Raw genomic sequence first — 6,620 nt, forward strand, 5'->3', positions numbered from 1 at the left:
CGTTGCCAGCCCCCAGCGACGCGGCCGCCTCCTCAGTCTCGTGGTCGATTTCGAGCAGGACCGGCTGGACGGCGCGCACCACGAACGGCAACGTGACGAACGCCAGCGCCACGCCAACGCCCCACGCTGTGTGCTGCAGGTGCAGGCCAACCGGGCTGTGGTTCCCATACAGCGCCAGCATCACCAGGCTGGCCACAATCGTGGGCAAAGCGAACGGAAGATCGATGATGACGTCGACGAGCCGTTTACCCGGAAAGTCGTCGCGTACCAGAACCCAGGCGATCAACAGACCAAAAAGCATGTTGAGGACGGTGACACCCGCGGAGATGGTCAGCGTCACCCTGAACGATTCCAGTGCGGCGTTCGAGGTGACCGCCAGCCAGAACGCCTGCCAGCCGCCGCCGACCGATTGCCAGACGATCGCGGCCAACGGCAGCAATACGATCACCGACAGCCACACCATCGCCACGCCGACCCGCAATGACATGCCATCGCCGCGAGAACCCTTGCGGCCCGGCACGCCGTCGTCTCGGCCGCGTCCGGTCACCTCCTGTGTTATCGCCGTCGTCATCCGGTGGCCTGCATGTAGATCTTGGTGATGCTGCCGGACTTCTTGTCGAATAGTTGCGGATCCACGGTCGCCCAGCCACCGAGGTCGGCGATTGTCCACAGCTTCGCCGGCATCGGGAACTGACTGCGCACATCAGCGGCGACGGCCGGGTCAACAGGCCGGAATCCCGCTGCAGCCCAGAGCTTCTGGGCCTGCGCGGTGTACTGGAAGTTTTTGAACGCAGTGGCGGCATCCAGGTGAGCGGTGCTGTTCACCACCGCCACCGGGTTTTCGATCTTGAATGTATGCGATGGGTTGAGGTGGGTGACCGGCTTGCCTTCACGCTCGGTGGCGATCGCCTCGTTCTCGTAACTGATCAGCACGTCGCCGCTGCCTTGGACGAAAACATCGGTGGCCTCGCGCCCCGATGCCGGACGTAGTTTGACGTGCTCGCCCACCAACGTGTTGATGAAGTCAATGCCCGCCTGCGGGTTGTGGCCGCCGCCGCTCTTGACGGCGTACGGGGCCAGCAAATTCCACTTCGCAGACCCTGAGCTAAGCGGGCTGGGCGTGATAACTTCCACGCCGGGCCTCAGCAGGTCGTCCCAGTCTTTGATGTTCTTCGGGTTACCCGGCCGGACCACCAGAGTCACCACTGATCCGAACGGGATGCCCTTGGTCGCGTCCTTGTCCCAATCGTTGGAAACCTTGCCGGCCTTCACCAGTCGGGCGATATCAGGCTCGACGGAAAAGTTGACGAGATCGGCGGGTTTGCCGTCGACGACGCCGCGTGACTGGTCACCCGAGGCCCCGTACGAGGTGATCACCTGAACACCTTTGCCTTCTGCTGAGGCGTTGAACGCTGGAATCACCTTGCTCCAGCCCGGTTCTGGAGCCGAATAAGCAACCAGCGTGATGCTCGTCTTCACGTTGACCGGTCCACCACCGCCGACGACGTCGCTGGCGCCTCCGTGGCACGCAGCGATGACACTGGCGGCGACAGTCAACCCGACAAGGTGGCGCCAACGGGCGGGCCTCCTGGCGTCGTCGAACAATGGTCGACCTTTCGGTGGCGGGATTGACAGTTAACCGGTCCCGTCGCTACGGAAAGGCGAGGTCAGCAATTGGGAGAAATCCGCCGACACTCGACCGCGCGCGGGGAGGAAGTCAGCTACAACAGTGCACGTCAGCCACAGCGCAATCGCCCACGGCAATGAGCGCCAAGACATGGCACTCGCTGTTGCCGGACACTGCGTGCATGGCGGAAGCCTAACAGAATCCGCCGAACTCCCAGTTCAGTCGACGCATGTCAGCGGGTCAGCAACCAGGCGACGATCACCAGCACCACCAGAATGACCAGCACTAACGTCACCTGAGATCGCGGCATGCCCGTCTTTCCGGTCATCCGAGTTCTTTGTCGCTGTGGCGATCGCGCCGCAGCAGTCGGATGCCCGTTATGCCGTAGCCCAGCAGCGCGTCTAACACGATCGCGACGAGGTAGGCCAACGTGAGAACCACCGGCATCACGATGATGGTCTGTAAGACGAACCCCAGCCCCGACAGCCACAACTCGACGCCGTCCCACCAACTGAGGATCCCGTTCATCGCGCTCACCCTATTCCGCGTGGTCGATCAAGCCAACTGGGCCGCTAACGCTTGCGGTAGACGCCGGGCAGGTCGGCACATCATGATGTCGGCATGGTTCTTGACGCGCAGCCCTCCGATGAGGCCGCGAAGCAGGCCGAATCCGCTGCCATCGCCATCGCGTCCCCGGCGGCGTCTCTCAGCGTGTCGGCGCGGAACCCGTTCCCGCCAATTGCCGACTACGCGTTTCTGTCCGACTGTGAAACCACCTGCCTGATTTCGCCGGCGGGCTCGGTGGAGTGGCTGTGCGTGCCGCGTCCGGATTCGCCGAGCGTGTTCGGCGCGATTCTGGACCGCAGCGCCGGGCATTTCCGGCTAGGGCCCTATGGCGTGTCGGTGCCGTCTGCGCGACGCTATCTGCCCGGCAGCCTGATCATGGAGACCACATGGCAAACCCATACCGGCTGGTTGATCGTGCGCGACGCGCTGGTGATGGGGCCCTGGCATGACCTCGATCGCCGGTCACGCACGCATCGCCGCACCCCGATGGACTGGGACGCCGAGCACATCCTGCTACGCACGATTCGATGCGTCAGCGGCACCGTCGAGCTGCTGATGAGCTGCGAGCCGGCGTTCGACTACCACCGCATCGGTGCTGCCTGGGAGTACTCGGCCGACGGCTATGGCGAAGCGATCGCCCGGGGCACGAGAGATTCCGACGTCCATCCGACCCTGCGGTTGACGACCAACCTGAGGATCGGTCTGGAGGGCCGAGAAGCACGGGCGCGCACCCGAATGAAAGAAGGCGACAACGCCTTCGTCGCGCTGAGTTGGTCCAGGCACCCGGCGCCGCAGACTTTCGAAGAGGCGGCCGACAAAATGTGGAACACCGCCGAGTGCTGGCGGCAATGGATCAACATCGGCAACTTTCCCGATCACCCGTGGCGGGCGTATCTGCAACGCAGCGCGCTCACCCTGAAAGGGTTGACCTATTCGCCCACCGGAGCGCTGCTGGCTGCCTGCACCACGTCGCTTCCGGAAACACCCCAGGGCGAACGCAACTGGGACTACCGCTACGCCTGGGTGCGCGATTCGACATTCGCATTGTGGGGGCTCTACACACTGGGCCTCGACCGCGAGGCCGACGATTTCTTCTCGTTCATCGCCGACGTGTCTAGAGCCAACAACGGCGAAAGCCAACCGCTACAGGTGATGTACGGCGTCGGCGGGGAACGCCGCCTCGTGGAAGAGGAGCTAACCCATCTGTCCGGTTACGACCATGCCAGCCCGGTGCGGATCGGCAACGGGGCCTATAACCAGAACCAGCACGACATTTGGGGCGCCATCCTCGACTCGTTCTACTTGCACGCCAAGTCACGCGAGCAAGTTCCGGACACGCTCTGGCCTATCCTGAAGAACCAGGTGGAAGAGGCGATCAAGCATTGGCGTGAACCCGACCGCGGCATCTGGGAGGTGCGCGGGGAACCGCAGCACTTCACGTCGTCGAAAATCATGTGCTGGGTGGCGGTCGACCGCGGCGCGAAACTGGCTGAGCGGCAGGGTGAAACGCTTTACGCAGAGCAGTGGCGCGCGGTGGCCGAAGAAATCAGAGCCGACATCCTGGCAAACGGTGTGAGCGCTCGGGGCGTGTTCACCCAGCGCTACGGCAGCGATGCGCTGGATGCCTCGCTGCTGCAGGTGGTGCTGACTCGATTTCTGCCGTCGGACGACCCGCGGGTACGCGCCACGGTGCTGGCCATTGCCGACGAACTCACCGAACAAGGCCTGGTGCTGCGATACCGCGTCGAGGAGACCGACGACGGGCTTATCGGCGAGGAGGGCACCTTTACCATCTGCTCGTTTTGGCTGGTGTCCGCGCTGGTCGAGATCGGCGAGGTGAGCCGCGCCAAGCATCTGTGTGAGCGGCTATTGTCGTTCGCCAGTCCGCTGCACCTCTACGCTGAGGAGATCGAGCCGGCCACCGGACGGCATCTGGGGAACTTCCCACAGGCGTTCACCCACCTGGCGCTGATCAACGCCGTGGTGCATGTGACCCGAGCCGAAGAAGAAGCCGACAGCACCGGAGTTTTTCAGCCCGCCAACGCGCCCGTGTAGGGCCGATCAGCTCAACGCGCTGACTTTATCCATCATCGCGTGCGCGACGTCGACGGCACTGGTGTCCGGAGTGGCCGAGCCCGGATCGGACGGGTGCCGATCGCCGAAGAACACGACTTCGACCTCCACCAGACAGTTCAGCCGGACACCGATCGCTCGCGCCTGCGGGGTGGGCAGCAGCGGCGGCATGTTGGGCAATACTGCTGTCGCGGTATTAGTCGCTGCGACAATAGTTTTGGATGCATCGGCAACGCGGATGTCGCTGATCACGTTCGTCGTGTTGATCGGGCCGGTTTGTTCGGTTGTCGACGTGCCGTCGCACTTCTGCCACTGCTGGGAGAATTTCGCGAACAGCTCCTCGGCTTGTGTGGCCGCGGGCAGCGTGACGACGCCCTCCATAACGCTGATCACTTGCGCCGGATCGCCGTTGTTCCACCAAGACTCGTAGACGAAACCGTCGACATGGGCGGACTCGTAGACGCTTTTCTGCAGCATCGCCGTGATGCCCCGGCAATCGGCGGGCTCAACCTGATTTTCAGGCTCGAAGAGCCTGTTGGGGCCGCCGGCTTGAGGCGGTTGACGCGCCACGAAGGGCTGGTTGAGCATCCGCGACAGCGCGACACCGTCGAGAGGCACCTGCCTGATGATTTCCCTGGTCAGAAGCCGCGGCTTCAGGTTCGGTGCCGGCTTGGCCGTGCCGTCGACGACGACCAAGCAGCCGGCCGCCAACGGCAGCGCAGCCAGCGCGAGCACGATCCGCGCGATACGCATGAGCGGACACTACCGCTGACTTGCCGTCACTTCTTGGCCTTGTCGCCTGCCGCATCCGTAGACAGCGCGGCGACGAATGCCTCCTGCGGCACGTCGACGCGGCCGATGGTCTTCATCCGCTTTTTGCCTTCCTTCTGCTTCTCCAGCAGTTTGCGCTTGCGGGTGATGTCCCCGCCGTAGCACTTGGACAGCACGTCCTTGCGGATAGCCCGAATATTCTCGCGTGCAATGATTTTCGAACCAATCGCCGCCTGCACCGGGACCTCGAACTGCTGGCGCGGGATCAGTTCTTTGAGCTTGGTGGTCATCTTGGTGCCGTAGGCGAACGCCGAATCCTTGTGCACGATAGCGCTGAACGCGTCGACGGCCTCACCCTGCAGCAGGATGTCGACCTTGACCAGCTGGGCCTCCTGCTCGCCGGCCTCCTCGTAATCAAGGCTGGCATACCCGCGGGTGCGCGACTTCAGCGCGTCGAAGAAGTCAAAGATGATCTCCCCCAACGGCATTGTGTAACGCAGCTCCACCCGTTCGGGTGACAGATAGTCCATTCCGCCAAGTTCGCCACGGCGCGACTGGCACAATTCCATGATCGTGCCGATGAATTCGCTGGGCGCGATGATGGTGGTTTTGACAATGGGCTCGTAGACGGCGCGCACCTTGCCTTCCGGCCAGTCCGACGGGTTGGTGACGACGACCTCGGAGTTGTCTTCCTTCTCCACTCGATAGACCACGTTGGGTGATGTCGAAATCAGGTCCAGGTCGAATTCGCGCTCCAGGCGCTCGCGGGTGATCTCCATGTGTAGCAGACCCAAGAATCCGCAGCGGAATCCGAAGCCCAGCGCCACCGATGTTTCGGGCTCGTAGGTCAGGGCCGCGTCGTTGAGCTGCAGCTTATCCAGGGCGTCGCGCAGATTGGGGTAGTCGGAGCCGTCGACCGGGTAGAGGCCCGAGTAGACCATCGGCTTGGGTTCGCGGTAACCGGTCAGCGCCTCGGTGGCGCCGCGGCGCGCGGTCGTCACGGTGTCGCCGACCTTGGACTGCCGGACGTCCTTCACCCCGGTGATCAGATAGCCCACCTCGCCGACGCCAAGGCCGTCACTGGGTTTGGGTTCGGGTGAGACGATGCCCACCTCGAGCAGTTCGAGGGTGGCCCCGGTGGACATCATCGCGATGCGCTCGCGCGGGGTGATCTTGCCGTCGATGACGCGAACGTAGGTGACCACGCCACGGTAGATGTCGTAGACGGAGTCGAAAATCATTGCACGCGTTGGTGCTTCCGAATCTCCGACGGGCGGTGGCACCTCGCGGACAACGTGATCGAGCAGATCGGCGACTCCCTCCCCCGTCTTGCCCGACACGCGCAGCACGTCGCCCGGCTCGCACCCGATGATGTGTGCGATCTCTGCGGCATATCGGTCGGGGTCGGCGGCGGGCAGGTCGATCTTGTTGAGCACCGGAATGATGTGCAGGTCCCGGTCGAGCGCCAGATACAAGTTGGCCAAGGTCTGCGCCTCGATGCCCTGTGCCGCGTCGACCAACAGCACCGCGCCCTCGCAAGCTTCCAGGGCACGGGACACCTCGTAGGTGAAGTCGACGTGCC

7 protein-coding genes are annotated in these 6,620 nt (G+C 63.5%); 1 reads left to right on the top strand and 6 read right to left on the bottom strand.

Going from position 1 to position 6,620, the window contains the following annotated elements:
- From WBF82_RS08200 to WBF82_RS08215, 4 genes are all read right to left on the bottom strand, one after another.
- The coding region (locus WBF82_RS08200; RefSeq protein ID WP_424382551.1) for an ABC transporter permease at positions 1-571 on the bottom strand (571 nt) is incomplete at its 3' end.
- On the bottom strand, positions 568-1,557 hold the full coding sequence (locus tag WBF82_RS08205) for a sulfate ABC transporter substrate-binding protein (protein ID WP_424382552.1): 990 nt from the start codon (positions 1,555-1,557) through the stop codon (positions 568-570). The genes WBF82_RS08205 and WBF82_RS08200, both read right to left, overlap by 4 nt.
- Positions 1,558-1,717: 160 nt before the next feature.
- Positions 1,718-1,810, bottom strand: a complete 93-nt coding sequence (locus WBF82_RS08210) for an Ms4533A family Cys-rich leader peptide (protein ID WP_424382553.1) — start codon at positions 1,808-1,810, stop codon at positions 1,718-1,720.
- 141 nt (positions 1,811-1,951) lie between these two features.
- Positions 1,952-2,155: a hypothetical protein gene (locus tag WBF82_RS08215; protein WP_424382554.1), complete on the bottom strand. Its 204-nt coding sequence runs from the start codon at positions 2,153-2,155 to the stop codon at positions 1,952-1,954.
- Between the two features lie 93 nt (positions 2,156-2,248).
- Between WBF82_RS08215 and WBF82_RS08220 the strand changes: the two genes are divergently transcribed.
- A complete protein-coding gene (locus tag WBF82_RS08220; protein WP_424382555.1) occupies positions 2,249-4,249 on the top strand; it encodes a glycoside hydrolase family 15 protein in 2,001 nt (666 codons plus the stop codon).
- Positions 4,250-4,255: 6 nt separating this feature from the next.
- Here WBF82_RS08220 and WBF82_RS08225 read toward each other — a convergent pair whose 3' ends face one another.
- Both WBF82_RS08225 and lepA read right to left on the bottom strand, forming a co-directional pair.
- The gene (locus WBF82_RS08225; RefSeq protein WP_424382556.1) at positions 4,256-5,020 is read right to left on the bottom strand and encodes a sensor domain-containing protein; all 765 of its coding nucleotides are present in this window, start codon (positions 5,018-5,020) and stop codon (positions 4,256-4,258) included.
- A 26-nt stretch (positions 5,021-5,046) separates the two neighbouring features.
- Positions 5,047-6,620: translation elongation factor 4 (gene lepA, locus WBF82_RS08230; protein ID WP_424382557.1), on the bottom strand; the 1,574-nt coding region annotated here is incomplete at its 5' end.

Origin of the sequence: Mycobacterium sp., from assembly GCF_049673265.1 — a bacterium.
Classification (GTDB): domain Bacteria; phylum Actinomycetota; class Actinomycetes; order Mycobacteriales; family Mycobacteriaceae; genus Mycobacterium.